The organism is Clostridium sp., assembly GCF_026168755.1.
Classification (GTDB): domain Bacteria; phylum Bacillota; class Clostridia; order Clostridiales; family Clostridiaceae; genus Clostridium.
Window position 1 is genome coordinate 21,345 of sequence record NZ_JAPFDR010000017.1, and the last position, 23,424, is coordinate 44,768.

Genomic DNA, 23,424 nt, shown 5'->3' on the forward strand with positions numbered 1-23,424 from the left:
TGATTTTATGAATTTATTAACTCAAATTAAGGCTTCAGCTGATTTTATTTTAAAACAAAGTAAATATAAACCAGAAATAGGATTAATACTAGGATCTGGATTAGGTTCATTAGCAGATACTATAGAAGATGCAGAATATTATAACTATTCTGATATTCCTAATTTCCCTACATCAACTGTAGAAGGTCATGCTGGTAGATTAGTTATTGGTAAACTTGGAGATAAACAAGTTGTTGCTATGCAAGGAAGATTCCATTACTATGAAGGATATTCTTTAGATAAAGTAACTTTCCCTGTAAGAGTAATGAAGCTATTAGGAATTTCAAAGCTTGTAGTTACAAATGCTGCTGGAGCTGTTAATAAAGATTTTAACGCTGGAGATTTAATGATTATTACTGACCATATTAATTTTTCTGGATCAAATCCTTTATTTGGACATAACATTGATGAATTTGGACCTAGGTTCCCTGACATGTCTGAAGCTTACAACCTAGAACTTAGAAATAAAGTTCTAGAAGCTGGTAAGGAATTAGGAATAAAATTACAACAAGGAGTATATGTAATGTTCTCTGGGCCTACTTACGAAACTCCTGCTGAAGTAAGATTTGCAAAAATTATGGGTGGGGATGCTGTTGGTATGTCAACTGTTCCAGAAGTAATTGTTGCAAACCACTGCGGTATTAAAACAGTTGGTATTTCTTGCTTAACAAATATGGCTGCTGGAATATTAGATCAACCTTTAAACCATGAAGAAGTTATTGAAACTTCTGCGAAAGTTAAGAATGATTTTATAAAATTAATGAATAGAGTAATTGAAATAATATAAAACTAGTTAAAGCTACACACTTTTGGCGTGTAGCTTTAATAATATTATCAGTTGATATAAAAGTTAAATACTTGATACTTAGCTTTTTAACTAAAAACATTCTAATAATATAGGAAGCCGTATAATACTTCCTATGAATATCATATCTTTATTATTAATACAATAATCTCCAAGACTTGCCGTTATAATTTGATCGTTCTCATAGGTTTTAAAATAATATTCACATGTATTAGTATTTATAAAAGCAGTATATTTCGTATAGTCATATGTTCCTCTATCTGTTACCACAATCCCCTTTGGAATAGAAACACTATTCATAATATGAAAGCATGTCATAATTGCTTCTGAACGACTTTTGGGAACTTGTGCATGAGTTTTTAGAAATGCTGTACGAACAAAACGCTCAGGAGATGTAAACCCTCCCGGAAGGGGCATACTTCCTGTACCTTGACCAAAAGGAGTTAAAGATACATCACCCCAATAAACTTCCTCTTTTTGATGAACTGATACATCCATATAATTTCTTAGATTAGTCATATGCCAACAAAAATCAGGACTATTAGTCATAACTCCTATTGGATTATTAATTATCTTAAGCCCTGTTTGGGTCTGCTCAATAACAACACACTTACCACTTCTGTCTGTAGCAATCCAATGTAATGGAGCAGCTGTGTTTGTAACAGGATCTGGTTGACCTATGATACCTGCATTTTTTAATAATGTCCTTAAATCATCTATCGAACTACAACATCCTAAAATATAATGTATAAAATCTAAAGAACTAATTGCTTTTTTATCTTTCATTGGTAAATCATAATAAGCATAACCTTTAAAATATAAAGTTGCTGCAGCAAACCCCATTTCATTTACCCCATCGAACACCCCTAACATATCATCGATTTCCTGCCCTATACAGATAAAACTATAGTTATCAGTATAATTTTCCTTTGTTGCAGTACTATACCATTCATAATTTTTAGGTATTACATAAAGTCCTGCTTCAATTGGATAAGAAAAATCCATGGTTCTTCCAAAAAAGTTCTCACCTTGCATAGATTGTAATGTAATAGCAGTACACATACTATAAACTCTCCAGTACTATAAATATCATAATTATTATAGTATATGTTTTTAAAATATATACCGTGTTTATATTTATATCAATTTATTAAGTGTAAATTGATTAAAAAACTTAATATCATTAAATATATAAATTACTTGTTATATCACTAACTTTTCATTATTCTAGTACTATAATACTGTGATTTCTTTTGTAACAGAGTTTAATACTTCACATCCATCTTTAGTTACAAGAACTAAATCTTCGATTCTAACCCCTATATTATCCTTTAAGTAAATTCCTGGCTCAACAGAGAATATCATGCCAGCCTTAACTTCATCATTATTAACAGAACTAACATTTCCAAAGTCATGACATTCAATACCTATACTATGACCCGTTCTATGAGTAAAATACTCTCCATATCCAGCATCAGTAATTAGATTTCTAGCTGCCTTATCTATATCAGAGAACTTAACTCCTTCTTTAATTATAGAAATTGCCTTTTCATTTGCACTCTTTACTATATTATAAACTTCAGCATGTTCTTTACTTGGCTCTTTACCTATAAACACAGTTCTAGTCATATCTGAGCAGTAATTTTTATACCTTCCCCCAATATCTAAAACTACACTATCTCCAACTTTTATTTTATCTTTACCTGTTCCATGATGTGGATCAGCCCCATTAGGACTTGTTGCTATTATTGGTGAAAATGAAAAGCCTGATGCCCCTTCTTCTTCATAAATTTCATGTAAAAGATTTGCATAATACTTTTCTGAGAATCCTGCCTTTAAGTTTTTCCAAAGCTTTAACATTACTGCATCATTTATTCTAGAAGATTCTCTCATTATTTGAATCTCTTCTTCATCTTTTATCATTCTTAAAGTATCTATAATAGGTGATGAATTAACAAAAGCTTTTACAACATTTCTCCCCATAAGATCTATTAAAAAATGTGCTGGTAAATTTTTATCTACACCTAATACTTCACCTTTTCTTACTACATTAGCTAATCTATCTATTGGATTTTCTATATCATCATACCAAACTATTTCTACGCCTAAATACTCATGTATAGGAAACAACTTGTTTACTATAAATTTATGATTTCCCTTAGAATCTAAGTATAAAGCTATTAATCTTTCACCAGGATGAATCATCTTTCCTGTTAAATAAAATATAGACTCTGCAGAAGTAACTATTAATTGTGGAATTTTATTTTCTTCCATTTTTATTAATACATTTTTAATTCTAGAATCCTTCATATGTAACACCTCCGTATATTGTTTTTATCTTCTTGTCTTTATGATAACTTAAAATTTTCATATTATCCATAATTTAATTTGTTACTTTTATCGTTTTTTTTATTTATAATGATATAATTATTTTATAAAATTTATATCTATTTTTTAATAATAATATAAATAGTCTAATTTTAAGTAATTGGAGGATAGCAAAATGAAATTAGCAGTTATATCAGATATTCACGGAAATATTTATGCATTAATGAAAGCTCTTGAAGATATAGATGAACAAAAAGTTGATAAAATAATTTGCTTGGGTGATTTAGTTGGATATGGTCCTCACCCAAATGAAGTTGTAGCATTGATTAAAAGACGTGAAATTCCATGTATAAAAGGTAACTATGATGCATCAGTAGTAGATGGTGACTATACCTATATTAGAAATACATCAATAAACTCATTTGCATTACCTTGGGCAAGTAACGAGGTTAGGGTTGCAAACAAATACTTTTTAGATTCATTACCAACCTCCCTTAAATATACATTTAATGGAGTAAATTTTCTATTTACCCATGGAAGTCCTAATGCAATTAACGATTATTTATTTGAAGATGCAGCTAACACAATAGAAGTTATGAATCAATTAGAGGATGATATTTTAGTATGTGCTCACACTCATATACCTTGTGCAAAAAAATACGGAAATAAATTACTAATTAACGTTGGTAGCGTTGGAAAACCTAAAATAGGAAAACCTAATCCTACATATGCAATAATTGAAATTGAAGATAATGGCGAAGTTAAAGTTACATTTAGATATTTAGAATACGAATTTAAAAGAATAGTTAAAGATTGTACTATGTTAAACTTCCCAGCAGCCATTACATCTTCCTACGAAACCGGCAAAGAATAGCCTTACGTGGAAGCGAAAAAATGAAATATTAATTTTCCATGAAACGTGAAAATTTCCTTTTAAATTAATATTTCATTTTTTCTATCTCCACGTAACTACTTGTAAACCTGCACCTTATAGTTAATCATTTTTGCTACATAATAAATTCTTAACGCAAATTACACAATTCCTGGAGGTTATATCATTAATTTTTCGGCTTCATGTGACGAACAATATTATTCAATTATTGTTCCAACGATTCGTAGTTTTTTCAAGATATCTTTTTCATCTTTATGACATGTTTCAAAATATTCTGTCAAATCTTTTCCTGCACTTAATCCATAATGATTTCCATCAAGCCAATGTCTCATGGATGTAACATCATATACAGTTCCATTAATAACTACATAAGCTAAATTTCCATTTTTTCCATCAAAATTACTTATATCTTCTAACCTATAATATCTTAACTCTTCTCTAATATTAGAATTAAGCTCTGGATTTTTATCATCACTATTAAACTCTTCTCGTTTATTATTTGCATCTAATACTCCTACAGCTGGAGCATATTCCATTATAGATAATCTATTGCCATGACCTTGTGCAAACTCTTTATCAAGTACCTTTCCAGCTGTTATACCATAATGATTGCCACCACTCCATTTTGATACACCAGTTACATCATATACTATCCCACCAACTGAAATATATGACTTTGCTCCATTTTTTCCATTGTATTTAGCTAATTCATCTACTGTGAATACCCTTTTATTCTGTACTTTTTTTACTGCAGTTTTTAACTTACTCTTTTCCTCATCTAAGTATTCTGTTATTTCATCAAATACCTTTTCCATCACCTTAATTATTGTTTCACAATACTCTTTTGGATATGTTTGCAACAAATTTTTTAACTGGTTAATTTCACAATATTTTTGTTGCAAGAAATCTTTTTTAGCCATTATTTCCTCCAAAAAACATTCTTTAAATATATATTATGAAATTGAGTTGCAAATGTTAGCAAAGTGTTGTAAAATCGTATTAATAAAATCACAAATATTTACTGACTATGACGAGAAGAGTAACTTTTGAAGGTAGTTTAAGCGAGTAAGGGATGGTGTAAGCCTTATACGATATCAATTGTGAAGAACATCTCTGAGTTTCTAACTGAACAAGTGAAAAGAAATCATCTTTTCCCATGGTAAAGATGTAAGTTCGACTAACCAAGTTTATATTTGGACCCTCACTTAAGTAGGCTTAGACGGCTAAATGTCGTTATTAATTTACTAAGTGGCCTTTTTTATTAGGCAATTTGGGTGGTACCACGTAAGTAATTCCTTTCGTCCCATTTATATGGGATGAAAGGTTTTTTTATTGTTTTTATTTAAATTTGATAATAATAAAAAATATTTTTAGCAGGAGGTTATTATGAAAAACGTAGTTTTAGTAAAATCAATTTATAGAAACACTGATGAATACTTATCTAAAGAAATTGCAATTTCAGGATGGATAAGAACTTTAAGAGCTTCTAATGCATTTGGATTTATAGAAGTAAATGATGGTTCTTTCTTTAAAAATATTCAAGTTGTTTTTGATAACAAATTAGAAAACTTTAAGGATGTTTCTAAATTACCAATTAGCTCATCAATAAAAGTTATTGGTACTTTAGTTCCAACACCAGAAGCTAAGCAACCATTTGAAATTCAAGCAAAAGAAGTTATTATTGAAGGTATGTCAGACTCTGATTATCCATTACAAAAGAAAAGACATACTTTTGAATATTTAAGAACAATTGCTCACTTAAGACCAAGAAGTAATGCTTTCTCAGCAGTATTTAGAGTTCGTTCTGTAGCTGCTTATGCTATTCACAAATTCTTCCAAGACCAAGGGTTTGTATATACAAATACACCAATCTTAACTGGAAGTGACTGTGAAGGTGCTGGAGAAATGTTCAAAGTTACTACTTTAGACTTTGACAATGTTCCAAGAACTGAAGATGGAGCTGTTAACTATAAAGAAGATTTCTTTGGAAAAGAAACTAACCTTACAGTTTCTGGACAATTAAATGCAGAAACATTTGCTTTAGCATTTAGAAATGTTTATACTTTTGGTCCAACTTTCAGAGCTGAAAACTCAAATACAGCTAGACACGCTGCTGAATTCTGGATGGTTGAACCTGAAATAGCATTTGCTGATTTACAAGATGATATGGAATTAGCAGAAGGAATGTTAAAATACGTAATTAAATACGTTATGGATGAATGCCCAGAAGAAATGGCATTCTTCAACCAATTCGTTGAAAAAGGATTATTGGATAAATTAAATCACATTGTAACATCTGACTTCGGAAAAGTTACTTATACTGAAGCAGTTGAAATGTTAAAGAACTGTGGTAAGACATTCGAATATCCAGTTGAGTGGGGAATAGATCTTCAAACTGAACATGAAAGATATTTAACTGAAGAAATATTTAAGAGACCAGTCTTCGTTACTGACTATCCAAAAGATATTAAGGCATTCTATATGAGACTTAATGATGATGGGAAGACTGTTGCAGCAACTGACTGCTTAGTTCCTGGTATAGGTGAAATTATCGGTGGTAGCCAAAGAGAAGAAAGACTTGATGTTTTAAAAGCTAGAATGGCTGAATTAGATCTTAAAGAAGAAGATTACTGGTGGTATTTAGAACTTAGAAAATATGGAGAAACTAAACATGCTGGATTTGGTTTAGGATTCGAAAGATTAATAATGTACATCACTGGTATGTCAAATATCAGGGATGTTATACCATTCCCAAGAACTACTGGGCAATCTGATTTCTAAAACTTTCAAAAGAGTTAGCAAAATAATCTTGCTAGCTCTTTATTTAATTAAAATTATTTTCAAATTTTTTATATTTATCTGAATAAAAGTTTAAGATTAAGTACATAATTATAATGTAAATATAAAACCTGTAATACACAGGTTCCCATCCCCCCATTATTTAAAAAGCGCGTAAGCGCTTTTTTTATTATTTAGGAAATTATATTTGTTAAAGAATTGTGGATAAACTTTAGAAGTTGTAGAAACACAAAGTCTACAAAGCAGTTTTTTTATTTCTATATAACGATAAAAAAGGAAATTACCAAAATAATTTCCTTTTTTATCGTTTAGCTTTTATTATTTTATGCTTTGTTCGTAGCTTTCAACCATTCTCTTAACCATTTCGCCACCAACACTACCATTTTGCTTTGAAGTAAGATCTCCTTTATTTATATTTTCATAATTTTGTAATCCAACTTCAGATGCAACTTCATTTTTTAATCTGTTTAATCCTTGCTTAGCTTCTGGAACTAAATTTCTATTATAACTACTATTATTTGATGACATTTTTCATTCCTCCTAAGATAAATATTTATTTTACAATAATATTTTTATCTTAATATTATAGATATATACTTATATAATAATTCCATCCAAGTTATATAATTACCATATTATCTAGCTTTTTACGCCATCAAAAGTTTATTGTTATTACTTTATTCTTATCAATACTTTCCTTAACATTAATTATTCTTTGATTTGTAGATCCTCTAAACCTTAATCCTTCCTTTTTATTATTTATTTCAAATCTTCCATCAACTAATACATCTATATTATTTAAAAGTTCACTTATTGCTGTATCTACTTTCATAATTTCTAAAAGTTTTTCAAATGTATATCCTGTATAACACCATACACTTAAATTAGAATTCTTAAATGCTTTTGCCATATAAGCAAAACTGTGAGCTTGCTCTATTGGATCACCTCCACTGAATGTTACTCCTTGTAATATAGGATTATCTAAAACATCCTTTATTAACTTATCCATATCCATAATTTTACCATCATCAAAACTATGCGTTTCTGGATTAAAGCAACCTTCACACTTATGTTTACATCCTTGTGCAAAAAATACTCTTCTTATTCCAGGTCCATTTGCTAAGCTTTCATAAGCTATTCCTGCTAACCTCACAGTTTTATTCATTTTTAACAAACCTCCAAAAGCATTATAGTTTTATGCTTTATAATAATTAATTAAACATCCCTTTAATATAATTTCTCTTTCATCATCTGTAAGTTCACCTAATTTTAATTCAAATTCCTTCATTGATTTATTAACTACATATGCCTTTATAGAGGTCTTATTTTCTTTAATTTCCTCTATTATATTAGGTACAAACAAATAGTCTCCATTGTTAAAGCATATCTCTTCCTTAAGAACAAAAGGTAGCATACCCCAATTTATTAAATTAGAACGATATCTTTTTGTAGCATATTCTTTAGCTATATTAGCCCATCCACCTAATACTTTTTGACATGATGCAGCTTGCTCACGTGCTGATCCATCACCTGGCTTAACAGCATAAATAGTGCTTCCTATTCCTGTATTTTTATTATTAACACCAGTAAATATTTCTTTGATTGAAGTAAATATAGGACCTAATTCATTAACAGCCTCAATTGGTGATCCATTTTCTATTCTTGCTTTTTCAGCCTTTTGAATCTCCTTAGCTCTTCCAACATATGCTGGATCTTTACGTGATAAAGTAAATTCGGCTAAACCTAATGGATTAGAACGATATGATGAAGTTTCACCTGATGGAATAAGTTCATCAGTTGTAGTAACTGGATCATGAATTACAGAAACTACTTTTAATAATAAATTATCAGTTAAAGCTGACATTTCTGGCCAATCTACTATATTAGGTCCAAATTTAATTTCTACTGATGAATCTGCTTTTCCTACACCATCATAAACACGATTTTCATATATAAACTTATCAAAATAATATTTTGGATTTGTAAAGTTAACATCTATATCAGTGGCAGCTATTAAATATCCCTTATTAGCAGCTGTTGCTGCAATAGATCTAGCATCCATTAATGCAACTGATGCAATTTGTCCATTAGTTATCTTTGATCCTTCTCTATTAGGGAAGTTTCTTGTTGAATGACGTATACTTAATCCATTATTAGCTGGAACATCTCCCGCTCCAAAGCAAGGTCCACAGAAAGCTGTACGCACAGTCGCACCTGTAGCCATAATATCTGCAATTCTACCATTCTTAACAAGCTCCATAAATACTGGCTGTGATGCTGGATAAACACTTAATGAAAATTCATCACTACCTATTGAAGTTCCTCTTAAAATATCTGCTGCATCGCATATATTTTCAAATCCTCCACCTGCACATCCTGCAATTACACCTTGTTCAACATAAAGCTTACCATTATGAATCTTATCTCTTAATGTAAATTTAACTTTATTATCTAAACTAATTCCCGCTTTCTTTTCAACATCAGCTAATATATCATTTAGATTTGAATTTAATTCTTCTATACTATAAACATTGCTTGGATGGAATGGCATAGCTATCATTGGTTTAACTTTAGCTAAATCAACATAAATCATTCCATCATAGTAAGCTACGCTTCCTGGATTTAATTCCTTGTATTCATCTATTCTTCCATGAATATCATAGAATTCTTTTATCTTATTATCAGTTCTCCATATAGATGATAAACATGTTGTTTCTGTAGTCATAACATCAATACCAATTCTAAAATCAGCACTTAAATTATTAATTCCATCACCTACAAATTCCATAACTTTATTATTAACATATCCATTTGCAAAAACAGCTCCAATTATAGCTAAAGCAACGTCTTGTGGCCCAACTCCTTTTTGCGGTGAACCTGTTAAATATACACCTACTACCTCTGGTCTATTGATATCATAAGTTTTGCATAATAATTGTTTAACTATTTCAGGTCCACCTTCTCCAATTGCCATAGTTCCTAAAGCACCATAACGAGTATGACTATCAGAACCTAATATCATTTTTCCACAACCTGCTAACATTTCTCTAGCAAATTGGTGAATTACTGCTTGATGTGGTGGTACATATATTCCCCCATACTTCTTTGCACATGAAAGTCCAAACATGTGATCATCTTCATTTATTGTACCTCCAACTGCACATAGGCTATTATGACAATTTGTTAAAGCATACGGAACTGGGAACTTTTCTAATCCTGATGCCCTTGCTGTTTGAATTATTCCTACAAAAGTAATATCATGAGATGCTAATTTATCAAATTTTATTTTTAGTTTGTCCATATTTTCTGATGTATTATGTTCCTTTAATATGTTGTAAGCTATTGTATTTTTTTTAGCATTTTCTTTACTTGGATAATTATCTCCAAGTTTATTTTTTAATATTGAATTAATTTCATTACAATCTTCTACTATATCGGTATTATTAATAAGATAAACGCCATTTGAAAATAATTTTATCATCTTTAATTCTCCTTATGATTTTCTTTATTTAATCGCTTGTACTCTTGATAAAGTTTAACTAACTCCTTATCAAATAGTGTTCTCTTTAATCTAACAGAAGCAGCTCTTACCATTTCTAGTATTCCTTTTGCCTCTTCATCATTTAATTCAATATTGTACTCCTTAAACTTATTTATTATCCCAGCTTTCCCTGAATGCTTTCCTATAACAATTTGTCTTTGTAATCCAATAACATCTGGATCAAATGCCTCATAATTTTTTGGATTCTTTATTGCACCATCAGCATGTATCCCTGACTCATGAGCAAACATATTATCTCCAACAATAGCTTTCCAAATAGGAAGTTTTCTTCCTGATGCTTGTGCAACATATTCTGAAACTTCCCTAAACATCTTTGTATTTATATCAGCTTTATATCCATAAACGTATATAAGAGCCATTAACACTTCTTCCAATGCAGCATTTCCAGCCCTTTCTCCAAGTCCATTTACAGTTAAACCAACGTGACTTGCTCCTCCTAATATTCCTGCAATAGCATTTGCTGTAGCCATTCCAAAATCATTATGGGTATGCATTTCTATATCAAAGCCTGTCCTTTTATATAATTCCTCGATATTTTTTCTTATAGAAAATGGCTCCATTATTCCAACTGTATCACAATATCTAAACCTATCAGCTCCCGCTTTCTTAGCTTCATCAATAAATTCTATTAAAAATTCATTATCTGCCCTTGAAGCATCTTCGCCATTTACTGATACATATAAACCATTTTTCTTTGCAAACTCAACTGATTTAATCATACTTTCTAATACCCATTCTCTTGATGTCTTAAGCTTATGCTTAATATGAATATCAGATACTGATACTGAAATTGCTACTGCATCCACTCCACAATCTATAGATTCTTCAATATCACTAATAACAGCCCTATTCCAAGCCATTATACTTTTTTTACCATTATTTCTTTTTACAATTTGCTTAATTGCTTCTTTCTCATCTCCACCCATAGTAGGAATTCCTACTTCTAGTTGATCAACCCCAAGTTCGCTTAGCATATCTGCAATAATTAATTTTTCCTCATTTGCAAAAACAACTCCTGCAGTTTGTTCCCCATCTCTAAGAGTTGTATCGACTATATAGATTTTTCTATCCCCATTGACATTTTTAATAGCCATTTTTTTGCCCCCTTTATTTTTGTATATCGCTTTAAAATGTTTTTATAATTTGATTTATAAAAAATAGAGGTAAGTGTGTGTACCTCTCTATTTTGTTTATACCTTTTTTTACCATAATATCATATTTATAATACTTTCTCAATAAAAAACCAATAATTTTTTCTAAAAATTGCAAGTTTTTTATTTTTTATTTCATTTTATCAAGATATAATTACACTTTTCCTTATTATACATTTAAATTTTGCAACTATTTTTAATATACCTTCATTTCCATATGGTAAATCTTCATATAAGTTATATCACTATAACTTATATGAAGACCTCACATCAATCTATGATAATTCATAATTATTTCTATAACTTCCTGTATGAGACCTTCTATCAATTCTTTCTTCATACTTTCCTGGCCCAAATCTTTCGTCTAGACTCAAATATCCAGTTACTCTTGAAATTCCCTGTATATCCCTACTATTACACTTAGGACATTTGCTCTCATTGCTTGTTAATGATTCTCCACAATCTTTACAATACCTAATATGAAAGTTTACACCTATATAGCTTATATTAGTGTATTTATATGCATAATTTATTATATCCATTATGTTTTCAGGTGAAGGTGAGTCATCTACTTCTATATATGAAATATGCCCTGCATTACAAAGCTTATGATAAGGTGCTTCTATATCGATTTTATCCTTTATTGATATATTATAATTTACAGGAATATGAAAGCTATTTGTATAGTACTCCTTATCTGTTACACCTTTTATTATTCCAAATATCTTTTTATCATTCTTTATAAATTTTCCTGATAACCCTTCTGCCGGTGTTGCATAGCAACTCCAATTAAGCTTAGTTTCCTCTACTAATCTATCTACATACGCTCTTATGAAACCAACTATTCTCAACCCTAATTGCCTAGCTTCTTCTGATTCTCCATGGTGACATCCTAATAAAGAATATAAAGTTTCTGCTAATCCAATGAATCCAACTCCCCATGTTCCTTGTTTAAGTATTGGTTCAATTGAATCCTCAGCTTTTAACCCCTCAGAACCTTTCATAAGTCCCTGTCCTGCTACAAAAGGTAAATCTTTAACTCTTAAATTTTTAAGTACACTATATCTATGAAGTAAAGCCTCTCTTGCTAATACTAATCTTTTTTCTAATATATCAAAAAATTTATCTATATCTTTATTTGCTTCTATTCCTATACGAGGCAGATTAATAGTTACAGGTGCTATATTTCCTCTTCCTTTGCATCCAGGTTCACCATTAATATTTTTCATTAAATATGTTCTGCATCCCATTGTTGCTGGTATATATCCTTGATCATAATATTCCTTATTAAAGTCTGCATCTATATTCATAAATGTAGGATTCATTCTTTTTGATGCTACTTCACAAGCTAATTTATATAAATAATAATAAGGATCTTCTATTTCTCTATTTACCCCCTTCTTCACTCTAAAAATTATATTAGGGAATATTGGCTGCTCACCTTTTCCTAATCCTTTTTCATATTCTTTTAAAAATATCTCACATACTAATGCTGCATCCATAGAGTTTGGTATACCTAAATTTATAGAAGAAAAAGGTACTTGAGAACCTGCACGTGAATGCATAGTATTTAAATTATATACAATTCCTTGCATGGCTTGATGTACTCGTGATTTTAATTTTTCTTCTACTATTTTTTCTAGCTTTTCACCCTCAATTCCATAAGAAATTAATTCTTCCCTTATTTCTACCCTTGTTGGCTCAATAAACTCAGCCATATCATTATCAAAATCTGGATGAGACTGTCCACCAAACATATCATTTTGCGTAGACTGAAGTAATATACAAGATAATTCTGCAGCTGTTTCTATACGCTTAGGTGGCTTTATTGTTCCATATCCAGTGTTAAATCCCCTTTTTAATATCTCTCCCGTAGGTATATGAAGACAATTTATACTTAAGTTATAAGAATCTAGATCATGAAAATAAACTTCACCTATTTCATGAGCTTTTGCTAAATATTTAGGCATATTATAAAGATTATGCCATTTATTAGACTCTGAAGCTATTCTTAATAACTTAGCACTAAAATTATTTCCAACATTTGCATTATCCCTATCAGTTTCTATTCCTATTTTTTCAATTGCCTTCATTAAATCTGACTTAATTCCTCTAATTCTAGTTCTTTCTCTTCTATAGGAAGAATACACTCCTTGAATATTTTTATGGTTACTATCAATTAGAGATTTTTCAACTAGATTTTGTAATTCTTCTACTGATACTTTTTCTTTTTGTTCAAGTTCAATATATTTAATAATCTTTTGTATACATTCTAATATTTGATCTTCTCTTAATGACTCTCCAACTTCATCACTTGCCTTTTTTATTGCATTCACAATTTTATTACTATCAAATTCAACCTCTCTTCCATCTCGTTTTACTACATATAGCAAAATAACCGCCTCCTACAAATTCACACTATATATTGTATATTTTATGTATTAAATACAATATATAGTATATAATTCTATTTAAACTTTTATTACCCTTCAAATTTTTGATAAAATTTTAATAACAAAATATTATCAATAGTGATAATACTTTTTATTTATCACTATTGATAATGATATCTTATATGATATACTAAGTTTATATAATTAAATTTTCGGAGGATTTTTTATGCAAAAAATTGCTTTAATAACTGACAGTGCATGTGATCTTGATTTAAATACATTAAGAGAAAATAATATAAATTTATTACCACTTAGAATAATTTATTCTAATGGTGATTATAGAGATAGAATAGATATTTCCCCTCAAGAAGTATATGATAACTTAGAAAAAGAAGTTCCTAAAACTTCTTTACCAAGTGCTCAAGAAACTGAGGAAATTTTAAGCAAATTAGAACAAGAAGGATATACTCACGTAATTTGTATTTCAATTTCTAGTGGTCTTTCTGGAAGCTTTAATGCAATACGATTAGCTTTAGAAGATCACCCAAAACTTACTTCTTTTGTTTACGACTCTAAAATACTAGCTTATCCACAAGGAGAAATAGTTTTAGAAGTTGCTAAACTTATAAAAGAAGGTAAAACTTATGAAGAAATAATCAAAGAAATACCTGAAATAAGAAAAAGAGTTATTGGATACTTTACTATTAATACATTAGAGTATTTAAAAAGAGGAGGAAGAATTGGTAGACTTGCTGGAACTGTTGGTGAATTACTAAATCTTAAACCTATAATAACTACAGATGAAGATGGAGTTTATTATAATGTTGCAAAAGTAAGAGGTAGAAAGCAATCTTTATCAAAAATGACTGAATTATTAAAAGGATACTTAGCTAAGAGTAAATGTGAAATTGCTGTATTACACGCTGGTTGTGAGGATGAAGCTATTAAATATATGAATTCACTTAAAGATTTAACAAATGTTATATCTATAAAAATAGCAGAAATAAGTCCTGCTCTTGGTATTCATGGTGGTCCTGGATTAATTGGTTTTTCTGTAAAAATGGTTAAATAATTTATGAGCGATTTTGATTTTAACAATATTGAAGATTTAAAGGCTGAGGAAAAAAGATTATATGATGAATATAAAGCTAAACTTGCAGAACTAAAAAAAGTTCAAAAAGAAAAAGAAGCAGTTGGGCAAGTATTTACAAAAGGATTATTACCTATTTATGTTCTTCATATATTAAAATCCGGTCCAACAAACGGTAATGAAATTTCCACTAAGATTTCTGAAAGAACTAATGGACTATGGACTCCTAGCACTGGTGGAATATATCCATTATTAAAAAAATTAGAAAAAGAAGGTTTAGTTATCGGTCAATGGGATGATCCTAAGAAGAAGTTTCAAAAATTTTATTCTCTAACTCCTCTAGGTGAGGTTGAATTTAATAATAGAAAAAAATTGCTTAAACATAAAATAGAAGAGTCATTAAAAGTCTTCCAAATAGTTTATAAAGATCTTTATTTATAAAAAATACATCCAAGAAAATTTCTTGGATGTATTTTTATCATTATTTATGTGTAAACTAATATAAACTTACTTAGGACGGTGTTAAATATGAAAGGAATGATACTAGATTATACTGGCAATGATGCTTTTATTTTATTAGAAGATGACTCTATTATAACAATGCCTTTAACTTCTTTTGAAACACTTATGCCAATAGGTAGTAACATAAGTTTAGCTAATTTATATAAGAACTCTTCAAATACAAATTATAAACCTTGCCAAATGATAAATAAAAGCATTGACTTTTTGTAAATCTTTGCCTAAAATTAAATTATATTTAGTTGCTAGGGGTGCCCCAAGGCTGAGAGATGAATTTTCATCAACCCTTTTAACCTGATCTGGATAATTCCAGCGTAGGAAAGCCATAATAGAGTTTCTATATTCTCATGCTACGGTACCCTCTTACGCAAAATAAGGAGGTATTTTTTTATGTCAAATTTTCTAGCAACAATGGGAGAAAATTTTAAAACACTTTTTAGCAGTCCACTTACACTAATTACTTTAATAGGTTGTGCAATTTTACTAATTGCCTTTATAAAATTTAAATCATTAAAGTTTGATTCAAAATTAGTGGCTAGAATAGGACTAGCTATTGCTCTTGCTTTCATTTTGGATATGTTAAAAATTTATACATTACCAAATGGCGGTGGAAGCATTTCATTAGGAAGTATGATTCCAATATTGTTAATTTCATTTATTTACGGTCCATCAATAGGATTATTTACAGGATTTCTATTTGGAGTACTTAAATTAATTATTGATCCATATATACTAAATCCAATTCAAGTTTTATTTGATTATCCTTTACCTTTTATGGCCGTTGGAATTGCAGGATTCTTTAAAAATAAATATTTAGGTGCTACATTAGGAATGCTCCTACGATTTTCATGCCATTTTATTTCTGGTGTAATATTCTTTGGCTCCTATGCACCAGCAGGAATGTCTCCTATAGTATATTCTCTAGCAGTAAATGGATTTGCAGTAGGTGGAGAACTATTAATCTGCTTAGTATTATTAGCATTTTTACCTATAGAAAAATTAATTAAAACATTAAAAGCAAATATATCATTAACATAAGTAAATTCTAAATCATTTATTTAGATAAGCGAATTTAAAACTGGTAATTCATTAATAATTGTTAAAAAAATATACCATATAGCTTAATGCTATATGGTATATTTTTTTAATCTAGACTTATTGCATTTACTGGACAACTTGATTCTGCATCTCTTGCATCATCTTCATTTCCATCTGGAACAGGATTAGTTTTAGCTACTGCTTTACCATCATCATCCATTTCAAAAACTTCTGGACATATTGATGGACATAATCCACATCCAATACAAGTATCTTTATCTACAGATGCATTCATAACTTCAACCCCTTTAACAAACTTCAATACTATTATTTACAAAATTCTAGTATGTTATGTAAGTTAAAAAAATTTTATTTTACCAATTATCAGGTTTACTCTCTGAAACATCTATATTCCATTCTTTAAACTCATTAACTGCAACAACATAATATTTACTTTCTGTATTTTTATCCTTATTAGTTACTGTAATTAATGTTTTAAAATTAGTAGTATCATATCCTCTATTTTTTACAGTAACTACAACATCAAAATCACTCTCATTATTATCTGATATTTCTACATTTGATACAATTTTCTTTGCTTCTTCTATAAATGTATTTAAATCAGTAGAAAATACATACTTTAAGCAATCTACATCTCCATTTATATTAATGCCAACTTTATAATTGCTCATATCACTCTTTTTATTAGCTGTTTGTAGTACATCTAAAATAGATTGATAATATATATAATCAAAGTCTCTAGGCTTTCTTATAACTGAAAGATTTTTTATAATTCCCTCATCTAATCTCTTTGAAACTGAAAATATATTTTCATCATTATAAAAATTTCCTTCATCACTTCCTACAACATAGTAAAACTCTTTTACCTCATCGCCTAAATCAAATTCAACCTTATAATCTGGCTCTAAAGTAGACTTATTTTCACTTATTTTTGACTTTGATAGTAAATTCGCCATCTCATTAATTGCACTTTCGTCTGTTACTATAAACTTAAATGATAAATCTCTAGTGCTCTGTATACTTATTTGCTCTACATCATTTGAGTTTACATAATCAAAATAATCATTTTTTAAACCTAACTTTTTCTCTATACTTTCTATTACTGTACATCCAGAGAAATTAAATATACCTATTATTAAAAACCCTAGTAGGATATATCTTTTTAATACTCTTAACATTCGTTTCTCCTTTTTACCTTTATACTAATAATAGGAGAAGCTTGTGCTTCTCCTAATAAAGATAATTATAATACTTTATTCCAATATTAGCAATTTACTTTCTCTATTATCTTATATTTTCATTTAGTTCAATATATGTTTTTTGTCTAACTTTATACTATTGCATTGGAACAACAACAGTAGAATTTTTAAAATCATAAAACATTAACCAACATCCCTCTCTATCTTTACCATTCAAACTAACCCATGTAACAAAGCCAGTTCTTCCATCATAAGGTTGTTCATCCTTATCCTTTTTACCCGGAATTGCATAAATTATATGTTTTAGATTTCCTTTCGAATCACACTTATATCCAAGCATAAAATATCCATACTTCTTTATATAAGGATAGTAATTTAACATTGGATAATAAGCTAATGTATACTTATTATAATTTGACATATTGCACATCTCATGCAAATCATTTACCGGTATTTTATACCACTTAGTATATTTTAAATCATTTATACTGTCATAATCCCTATTGAATCCTTCTACTATTGATTCAAAATATTCTCCTATGCTACCTCTTATCTTGCTATTAACAGGATCAAATTCTTTACTGGCCTCTATTCCCTCTTCATAATCTTCAAATTTTCCTCTTAAATTTTCTCTTTGAAAATATCTCATTCTAGCTTCTTCAAGATTCTCAACTTCTTGAACCTCTTTTACTTCAACTACTTCTTCAACTACCTCGTTAACTACTTCTTTAGAAACTTCTTCTTTTTCTTCCTCAGCCCTTTTAATATCTTCTATAACTATATTTTCATCAACTTTAGCTTCTACTATAGGTTTTTCTATAGGCTTATCTTTAGATTTTTCTACCTTAATTTCTGGCTTTCTTGGTTCTTTTTTATGTTCTTTTTCCGCAACTTTTTCAGTTGACCTTAACCTAACTTCCTTAGCTTTAACTATGGTATAATTCTTCCAATTTTCAGATGGTTGCTGTCCATTTAAGAAACCACACATTACAAATATAGGTATTCCATCTTTAAATTTCGCTATAGCCGTACCAGATATTTTATCAAATTGTATATCTAAGCCACCAACATTTGATACATTATATTCCTTTGTTGCTTCAGCTTTACCTGTATCAGTTAATTCTATTGGGCCCAAATTAATTATTTGCTTCATATCTTTCTTACAACAAATAATCATCATATAATAATTTTCATTATCTTTTTTAAGATTTTGAGCATAAAAAGATATTTTACATTTATCTCCCTTTGCTTCTATCTTAGAATATCCAGATAATGTTTTATCACTGGAATTTGAGTACCCACGTTCATCCTCTTGTAATATTACGAAGTTTCTATACAACCTATTATTACTTGCCATTCTCCAGAACCCCCACTTTATATTAATTCCATATATTATATGTTCTATATATTGAAATATGTTATTATTTTTAATGGCAAATATTCTTAATAATATCTAAATTATAAAATTTCGTTAATACAATTAGATAAAGTCGCAAACTCTTCTATAGATAAAGTTTCTCCTCTTCTCTTAGGATCAACCCCAGCTTTTTCAAATGCCTCTTCAAGCTTTTCCTTAGCTGGTCCTATACTCTTAACTCCGTTCCATAAAGTTTTTCTTCTCATATTAAAAGAATTTCTTATTATATCAAAGAATAACTTTTCATTATCAACCTTAACTCTTGGTGAATCTAACTTATCAAGTCTGATAACAATTGAATCAACTTTAGGTCTAGGAATAAAACAATTAGGCGGAACTCTTCTTACTATACTAGTGTTACAATAATATTGAACTAATAAAGATAATGCTCCATAATCTTTATTACCCGGATCTGCATTCATCCTTTCTGCAACTTCCTTTTGAATCATTATTGTTAATGATTTAAAATTATATCCTTCTTTAAGTAATTTAACTATTATAGGTGTTGTAACATAATAAGGTAAGTTTGCAACTAACTTTACACTCTTCTCATCACCTATAATTTCATTAAAATCTACTTTTAAAGCATCATTATGTATAAGAGTAAAATTAGGATTATCTCCTAATTCTTGTTCTAATATAGGAATTAAATCATTATCTAACTCTATAGCAACTACCCTCTTAGCAGTTTTTAATAATTGAGCAGTTAATGTTCCAACACCCGGTCCTATCTCTATAGCTAAATCTTCCTTATTAACATCTGCACCTGAAACTATATCTCTAGGAACAGAATCATCAACTAAAAAGTTTTGCCCCAAGCTTTTTGAAAATTTAAAATTATATTTCTTAACTAACTCTGCTGTTTTTACATCTTTTATATCCATCTATTTCTTCCCTTCTAATTCTTTATCAACATAATTAATAGCTTCTATAAACTCCTCTTTTGTAATGCCATAATTATTTAATCTAGATAACATTTGATTTGCATTGCCATAACCAATACCTAACTTATTTCCAAGCTTTATTCTTCTTTCCTTTGCATTTGGATCTCCGTTTAATCTAAAATAAAACATATCTTGCACATCAAATGTCTTTTCCTTTACTTCAATAGTAACCTTAGCTCTCTTTAAAGCTTCTATTATAACTTCTGGTGTAGCATTTTCTACACCTATATCATCATCTTTAATTCCATCTTCTTGAGCAATGTATGCATGCTTTATCCCTGGTACTCTCTTTGCTATTATTTTTCTTATTTTCTCCCCAGCAAAATCTGGATCAGTTAAAACTATAACGCCTTTTCTTTTTTGTGCTTCTTTTATTCTTGAAATAACTTTTGCGTTTATTCCAAATCCACCAACAGCTATCATTTCCGCATCCACTGCTTTTTTAACTGCAGCTACATCATCTTTTCCTTCAACAACTATAACCTCTTTAATCAAAAGCCTTCTCTTCCTTTCCTCTATTATCTCTTATTAATTTATCCCCATATTTCTATTATGTCAAACCTTTAATTAGTTATAAACTAATATCTGCTAAAACTAAAGGGCAATATCAAAACTTTAATGTTTTGATATTGCCCTTTTTACTTTACCATTCTCCTGGGTATGCTAAAATATATACTGGTACGTTATATTTTCTTCCCCATGATCTACAATCTGATTCTGAATTAAGGAATACATCTATAATATTTCCTTTTATAAGCCCACCTGTATCTGCAGCAACTGCTTTCCCGTAATTCTCTACGTAAACTAACGATCCTAATGGTATCACTCTTGGATCAACTGCTATTGTACTTATTCCACCTGGATTGTAAACCGGCACTGTTCCAGTAGCAGTAATTGTATCTCCTGCATAAGCAGTAGATTCACAATAGATTAAATCTCTATATTCCATTTCACCATCTCTACTAGCAAATACTCTTCTAGTTCCTTGAGCTATAATTTCATTTACAGGTTCCTTTATAACCTTAGATTGAACTATTTCTCTAGATACTTCAACTCCATCTTTCTTAATAACTTTATAAGTTATTTCCTTTTCTCCTGCCTCACCAGCTTGTCTTACATTTTCCGTATTAATATCTAGGCTCTCATCTTCCTCAAGTATTGTTTCATAGTCGATACTTTCTATAGCAACCTCATTTAATACCTCAACTTTAACTAATTGAATTGTAAGATCATCTGATATTTTAGTATCTAGTGAAGGGGTTATTTCATCAACTCCCTCAACAAATTCAACTCCTTCAGCTTTTAATTCATTCTCTTCAGCTTTTATCATATCTTCCACAGTATCTTCAGCAGTTTTTATAACAATTGTTTTGTTAGCAACTACCACCTCTACTTCTACAGCTTTTTTAATTGTAATAACATCATTTGATGATATTTTTTCATTTAAAGCTGGTTGTACTTTATCCTTATGAGCTATTTCTATCCCATTTTCCTCAAGTACATCTTTAACAGTCCCTTTATATGTTATAAGTGCTTCTTCTTTTCCGTCTATATTTACTACTATGTTTTTTCTTATGCATGCAAATGTTATCGTTAATGCTATTATTAATACTCCGATAACACCTACCATTATTTTTGCCTTAGGACTATTAGAAAAATTGTTTTTTAAATTTTCTTTCCATTTTTCAATCATCTACATTTAACCTCCCCTGGCAAGAGTGACCATTGAATTATATAAATAATTCTTATTTTTGTCAAATTTCCAACTCTTGTTTTAATGAAACTGTTTAAAATGCATTTATTTGCACTATAAATATTAATTAAATTAAAAAAATAATGGCGTTTTTTTACAGTTTAAAGTTTGGTTAATATAGAGTAAAACATTTTTCTAGTTTTTTACAATTGTTAATATTAATTTTACTTTATTTTTTATTGTGAATCAAGCTATGGAAATTGTCATTTACAGCTAAATTTACTTCTTTTGAGCTAATTTCTTTTATCTCAGCTATTTTTTCTATTATATATCTAATATAATCCGATTTATTCCTTTTTCCTCTATTTGGGGATGGAGTCATATATGGACAATCAGTTTCTACTAATAATCTTTCAAGTGGAATTTCTCTTACCACATCACAAATTTTCTTTGCATTCTTAAATGTAACTACTCCAGTAATTCCTATGTAATAACCTAATTTTACGCACTCTCTAGCAAACTCTACACTTCCGGAAAAGCAATGTACTGTTCCTCTAACATTTGGAAACTCTTTCATTATTTCTAATGTATCCTTATGTGCATCTCTATCATGAATTACTACTGGTAATCCTAACTCTTCTGCTAAACTCATTTGCTCTCTAAATACCCTTTTTTGAACTTCTTTATCAGGATTTTCATCCCAATAGTAATCTAATCCTATCTCTCCTATAGCTATAATTTTTTTATTACTTTTAACTAATTCAATTATTCTAGATTTTACATTTTCATCATAATCATTAGCATCACTTGGATGAATTCCAAGAGCTCCATATATAAAATTATAATCTAATGTTAATTTATTTGTAGTCTCTAAACTTGCTTTAGAACAAGCACAATTTAAAATACCAACTACCCCTTCTTCTCTTATTTGAGCTAATACTTCTTCTCTATCTTCATTAAAAGCTTCATCATCATAATGTGAATGTGTGTCAAATATTTCATATTTAAATTCCATAACTTTTCTCCTCTTATAAAAAATAATCTTATTTTTTATTATATCAAATTAAAGCAAAAAAACTCAGACTATGCCGAGTTTTTTATTAATATAAACATTTTAATCTATTTAGAAATCAAAGAAAAAGCTCCCCTTAAAATTTATATATTCAATTTCTATCTTTGTTCCATATCCATTTTCTACATTTAATGTACCATTAATTTTTTTATATTTATAACAGCTTTTAAACATACTTCTTGAACAATATCTTCAGTTAAGTGTTGATTAGCTGTCATCTTTAACGTAAATCCATATAAAGCTTTATAATTATCTTGTAATAATCTATTCATTGCATGCTTGTTACCTTCTTGAGCCTTAAGTACTAAACTTTTCTCATCCACCAAACTATCCCCCTTTATTGCTCCTTAAAATTAAATAAAAATTTAACTATTTAAAATCCAAATCTATTAACGAATTAATTTACCCCTGTAATTATATTCATTAATAAGACGTTTGAAATTTTATATTAGTTCACATAAA

The 23,424-nt window shown here is 29.2% G+C and carries 23 protein-coding genes, 1 riboswitch and 1 other annotated feature; of the genes, 7 read left to right on the forward strand and 16 right to left on the reverse strand.

Features of this window, described 5'->3' with window-relative positions; translation table 11 throughout:
• Positions 1-7: 7 nt before the first annotated feature.
• Entirely contained in the window at positions 8-826 is an 819-nt protein-coding gene (locus tag Q0Y03_RS08180; protein WP_297713348.1) for a purine-nucleoside phosphorylase, read from the forward strand.
• 90 nt (positions 827-916) lie between these two features.
• Here Q0Y03_RS08180 and Q0Y03_RS08185 read toward each other — a convergent pair whose 3' ends face one another.
• The gene (locus tag Q0Y03_RS08185) at positions 917-1,906 is read right to left on the reverse strand and encodes a choloylglycine hydrolase family protein (RefSeq protein ID WP_297713349.1); all 990 of its coding nucleotides are present in this window, start codon (positions 1,904-1,906) and stop codon (positions 917-919) included.
• Positions 1,907-2,077: 171 nt separating this feature from the next.
• Complete coding sequence (locus Q0Y03_RS08190; RefSeq protein ID WP_297713350.1) at positions 2,078-3,154, reverse strand: Xaa-Pro peptidase family protein; 1,077 nt, start codon at positions 3,152-3,154, stop codon at positions 2,078-2,080.
• Between the two features lie 193 nt (positions 3,155-3,347).
• Between Q0Y03_RS08190 and Q0Y03_RS08195 the strand changes: the two genes are divergently transcribed.
• Positions 3,348-4,046: a metallophosphoesterase family protein gene (locus Q0Y03_RS08195; RefSeq protein ID WP_297713351.1), complete on the forward strand. Its 699-nt coding sequence runs from the start codon at positions 3,348-3,350 to the stop codon at positions 4,044-4,046.
• 215 nt (positions 4,047-4,261) lie between these two features.
• Here Q0Y03_RS08195 and Q0Y03_RS08200 read toward each other — a convergent pair whose 3' ends face one another.
• A complete protein-coding gene (locus Q0Y03_RS08200) occupies positions 4,262-4,984 on the reverse strand; it encodes a cytochrome b5 domain-containing protein (RefSeq protein WP_297713352.1) in 723 nt (240 codons plus the stop codon).
• Positions 4,985-5,082: 98 nt separating this feature from the next.
• Positions 5,083-5,373 (forward strand) — a binding site (T-box leader).
• 77 nt (positions 5,374-5,450) lie between these two features.
• Between Q0Y03_RS08200 and asnS the strand changes: the two genes are divergently transcribed.
• Entirely contained in the window at positions 5,451-6,845 is a 1,395-nt protein-coding gene (gene asnS / locus Q0Y03_RS08205; protein ID WP_297713353.1) for an asparagine--tRNA ligase, read from the forward strand.
• A gap of 336 nt (positions 6,846-7,181) precedes the next feature.
• Here asnS and Q0Y03_RS08210 read toward each other — a convergent pair whose 3' ends face one another.
• From Q0Y03_RS08210 to nrdD, 5 genes are all read right to left on the reverse strand, one after another.
• Entirely contained in the window at positions 7,182-7,391 is a 210-nt protein-coding gene (locus Q0Y03_RS08210; RefSeq protein WP_297713354.1) for an alpha/beta-type small acid-soluble spore protein, read from the reverse strand.
• 127 nt (positions 7,392-7,518) lie between these two features.
• Positions 7,519-8,028: an anaerobic ribonucleoside-triphosphate reductase activating protein gene (nrdG, locus tag Q0Y03_RS08215; protein WP_297713355.1), complete on the reverse strand. Its 510-nt coding sequence runs from the start codon at positions 8,026-8,028 to the stop codon at positions 7,519-7,521.
• 30 nt (positions 8,029-8,058) lie between these two features.
• Entirely contained in the window at positions 8,059-10,344 is a 2,286-nt protein-coding gene (locus Q0Y03_RS08220; protein ID WP_297713356.1) for a hydratase, read from the reverse strand.
• Between the two features lie 2 nt (positions 10,345-10,346).
• On the reverse strand, positions 10,347-11,519 hold the full coding sequence (nifV, locus tag Q0Y03_RS08225; protein ID WP_297713357.1) for a homocitrate synthase: 1,173 nt from the start codon (positions 11,517-11,519) through the stop codon (positions 10,347-10,349).
• A 332-nt stretch (positions 11,520-11,851) separates the two neighbouring features.
• Positions 11,852-13,969: an anaerobic ribonucleoside-triphosphate reductase gene (gene nrdD / locus Q0Y03_RS08230; RefSeq protein WP_297713358.1), complete on the reverse strand. Its 2,118-nt coding sequence runs from the start codon at positions 13,967-13,969 to the stop codon at positions 11,852-11,854.
• A 226-nt stretch (positions 13,970-14,195) separates the two neighbouring features.
• Here nrdD and Q0Y03_RS08235 point away from each other — a divergent pair, with 226 nt between their 5' ends.
• The 4 genes from Q0Y03_RS08235 (at position 14,196) to thiT (ending at position 16,616) form a co-directional block, all read left to right on the forward strand.
• On the forward strand, positions 14,196-15,041 hold the full coding sequence (locus tag Q0Y03_RS08235) for a DegV family protein (protein WP_297713359.1): 846 nt from the start codon (positions 14,196-14,198) through the stop codon (positions 15,039-15,041).
• A gap of 3 nt (positions 15,042-15,044) precedes the next feature.
• Positions 15,045-15,500, forward strand: coding sequence for a PadR family transcriptional regulator (locus Q0Y03_RS08240; RefSeq protein WP_297713360.1), 456 nt, complete (start codon positions 15,045-15,047; stop codon positions 15,498-15,500).
• Positions 15,501-15,587: 87 nt separating this feature from the next.
• Complete coding sequence (locus tag Q0Y03_RS08245) at positions 15,588-15,791, forward strand: hypothetical protein (RefSeq protein WP_291677084.1); 204 nt, start codon at positions 15,588-15,590, stop codon at positions 15,789-15,791.
• 24 nt (positions 15,792-15,815) lie between these two features.
• Positions 15,816-15,916: riboswitch (TPP riboswitch) on the forward strand.
• A 52-nt stretch (positions 15,917-15,968) separates the two neighbouring features.
• Positions 15,969-16,616, forward strand: coding sequence for an energy-coupled thiamine transporter ThiT (thiT, locus tag Q0Y03_RS08250; protein WP_297713362.1), 648 nt, complete (start codon positions 15,969-15,971; stop codon positions 16,614-16,616).
• Between the two features lie 106 nt (positions 16,617-16,722).
• Here the strand turns inward: thiT and Q0Y03_RS08255 are convergent, their stop codons facing one another.
• The 8 genes from Q0Y03_RS08255 to Q0Y03_RS08290 form a co-directional block, all read right to left on the reverse strand.
• Positions 16,723-16,911, reverse strand: a complete 189-nt coding sequence (locus Q0Y03_RS08255) for a ferredoxin (protein WP_294140952.1) — start codon at positions 16,909-16,911, stop codon at positions 16,723-16,725.
• Positions 16,912-16,990: 79 nt separating this feature from the next.
• Entirely contained in the window at positions 16,991-17,815 is an 825-nt protein-coding gene (locus Q0Y03_RS08260; protein ID WP_297713363.1) for a hypothetical protein, read from the reverse strand.
• A gap of 157 nt (positions 17,816-17,972) precedes the next feature.
• Positions 17,973-19,193 (reverse strand): hypothetical protein, encoded by a 1,221-nt coding sequence (locus tag Q0Y03_RS08265; protein ID WP_297713364.1) that lies wholly within the window; start codon positions 19,191-19,193, stop codon positions 17,973-17,975.
• 101 nt (positions 19,194-19,294) lie between these two features.
• Positions 19,295-20,137: a 16S rRNA (adenine(1518)-N(6)/adenine(1519)-N(6))-dimethyltransferase RsmA gene (rsmA, locus tag Q0Y03_RS08270; RefSeq protein WP_297713365.1), complete on the reverse strand. Its 843-nt coding sequence runs from the start codon at positions 20,135-20,137 to the stop codon at positions 19,295-19,297.
• Positions 20,138-20,692, reverse strand: a complete 555-nt coding sequence (gene rnmV, locus Q0Y03_RS08275; RefSeq protein WP_297713366.1) for a ribonuclease M5 — start codon at positions 20,690-20,692, stop codon at positions 20,138-20,140. It abuts the gene before it with no gap.
• A gap of 148 nt (positions 20,693-20,840) precedes the next feature.
• A complete protein-coding gene (locus Q0Y03_RS08280; RefSeq protein WP_297713367.1) occupies positions 20,841-21,890 on the reverse strand; it encodes a G5 and 3D domain-containing protein in 1,050 nt (349 codons plus the stop codon).
• A 229-nt stretch (positions 21,891-22,119) separates the two neighbouring features.
• Positions 22,120-22,905: a TatD family hydrolase gene (locus tag Q0Y03_RS08285; protein WP_297713368.1), complete on the reverse strand. Its 786-nt coding sequence runs from the start codon at positions 22,903-22,905 to the stop codon at positions 22,120-22,122.
• Positions 22,906-23,090: 185 nt separating this feature from the next.
• On the reverse strand, positions 23,091-23,285 hold the full coding sequence (locus Q0Y03_RS08290) for a sigma factor (protein ID WP_297713369.1): 195 nt from the start codon (positions 23,283-23,285) through the stop codon (positions 23,091-23,093).
• Positions 23,286-23,424: the final 139 nt, after the last annotated feature.

Excerpts from the sequence above, each read along its gene's own strand:
- Q0Y03_RS08280 (WP_297713367.1), bottom strand. The coding sequence starts at position 21,890 with ATGATTGAAAAATGGAAAGAAAATTTAAAAAACAATTTTTCTAATAGT.
- nrdG (WP_297713355.1), bottom strand. The coding sequence starts at position 8,028 with ATGAATAAAACTGTGAGGTTAGCAGGAATAGCTTATGAAAGCTTAGCA.
- asnS (WP_297713353.1), top strand. The coding sequence starts at position 5,451 with ATGAAAAACGTAGTTTTAGTAAAATCAATTTATAGAAACACTGATGAA.
- Q0Y03_RS08210 (WP_297713354.1), bottom strand. The coding sequence starts at position 7,391 with ATGTCATCAAATAATAGTAGTTATAATAGAAATTTAGTTCCAGAAGCT.
- Q0Y03_RS08200 (WP_297713352.1), bottom strand. The coding sequence starts at position 4,984 with ATGGCTAAAAAAGATTTCTTGCAACAAAAATATTGTGAAATTAACCAG.
- Q0Y03_RS08265 (WP_297713364.1), bottom strand. The coding sequence starts at position 19,193 with ATGGCAAGTAATAATAGGTTGTATAGAAACTTCGTAATATTACAAGAG.
- Q0Y03_RS08185 (WP_297713349.1), bottom strand. The coding sequence starts at position 1,906 with ATGTGTACTGCTATTACATTACAATCTATGCAAGGTGAGAACTTTTTT.
- Q0Y03_RS08220 (WP_297713356.1), bottom strand. The coding sequence starts at position 10,344 with ATGATAAAATTATTTTCAAATGGCGTTTATCTTATTAATAATACCGAT.
- Q0Y03_RS08285 (WP_297713368.1), bottom strand. The coding sequence starts at position 22,905 with ATGGAATTTAAATATGAAATATTTGACACACATTCACATTATGATGAT.
- Q0Y03_RS08245 (WP_291677084.1), top strand. The coding sequence starts at position 15,588 with ATGAAAGGAATGATACTAGATTATACTGGCAATGATGCTTTTATTTTA.
- Q0Y03_RS08255 (WP_294140952.1), bottom strand. The coding sequence starts at position 16,911 with ATGAATGCATCTGTAGATAAAGATACTTGTATTGGATGTGGATTATGT.
- Q0Y03_RS08180 (WP_297713348.1), top strand. The coding sequence starts at position 8 with ATGAATTTATTAACTCAAATTAAGGCTTCAGCTGATTTTATTTTAAAA.
- Q0Y03_RS08240 (WP_297713360.1), top strand. The coding sequence starts at position 15,045 with ATGAGCGATTTTGATTTTAACAATATTGAAGATTTAAAGGCTGAGGAA.
- Q0Y03_RS08190 (WP_297713350.1), bottom strand. The coding sequence starts at position 3,154 with ATGAAGGATTCTAGAATTAAAAATGTATTAATAAAAATGGAAGAAAAT.
- rsmA (WP_297713365.1), bottom strand. The coding sequence starts at position 20,137 with ATGGATATAAAAGATGTAAAAACAGCAGAGTTAGTTAAGAAATATAAT.
- Q0Y03_RS08260 (WP_297713363.1), bottom strand. The coding sequence starts at position 17,815 with ATGTTAAGAGTATTAAAAAGATATATCCTACTAGGGTTTTTAATAATA.
- Q0Y03_RS08195 (WP_297713351.1), top strand. The coding sequence starts at position 3,348 with ATGAAATTAGCAGTTATATCAGATATTCACGGAAATATTTATGCATTA.
- Q0Y03_RS08235 (WP_297713359.1), top strand. The coding sequence starts at position 14,196 with ATGCAAAAAATTGCTTTAATAACTGACAGTGCATGTGATCTTGATTTA.
- nifV (WP_297713357.1), bottom strand. The coding sequence starts at position 11,519 with ATGGCTATTAAAAATGTCAATGGGGATAGAAAAATCTATATAGTCGAT.
- thiT (WP_297713362.1), top strand. The coding sequence starts at position 15,969 with ATGTCAAATTTTCTAGCAACAATGGGAGAAAATTTTAAAACACTTTTT.